General features: G+C 42.5%; 1 protein-coding gene. It reads left to right on the top strand.

All coding sequences use genetic code 11. The features are described 5' to 3' along the window. The coding region (locus tag CHM34_RS18520; RefSeq protein ID WP_240512079.1) for a thiamine pyrophosphate-dependent enzyme at positions 1-433 on the top strand (433 nt) is incomplete at both ends.

Raw genomic sequence — 433 nt, 5'->3', positions numbered from 1 at the left:
ACGTATTACTTCCTGGTTACCGTGATGTTCCCCAATTAGTAAAACATGGATTGCCTTTAGCACAAGCTTTCTTATGGTCACGAGGACATGCGGCAGGGAATTTTTATCCAGAAGAATTGAAAGCTCTACCACCACAAATCATTATTGGTGCGCAGTACATCCAAGCAGCTGGTGTGGCTTTAGGATTGAAAAAACGAAACAAAAAAAATGTGGTCTTCACTTATACAGGTGACGGCGGCTCTTCTCAAGGAGATTTCTATGAAGCAATCAACTTTGCTGGAGCTTATCATGCAAATGCTGTATTTTATATCCAAAACAATGGCTTTGCGATCTCAACACCTCGTGAAAAACAAACAGCTGCTAAAACATTAGCGCAAAAAGCTGTGGCAGCTGGGATTCCAGGGATCCAAGTAGACGGTATGGACCCATTAGC

Origin of the sequence: Paludifilum halophilum (genome assembly GCF_002245355.1) — a bacterium.
Lineage (GTDB): Bacteria > Bacillota > Bacilli > Thermoactinomycetales > DSM-45169 > Paludifilum > Paludifilum halophilum.
The sequence above is the reverse complement of the archived record's forward strand: the minus strand, read 5'-3'. Positions and strand labels throughout refer to the sequence as shown.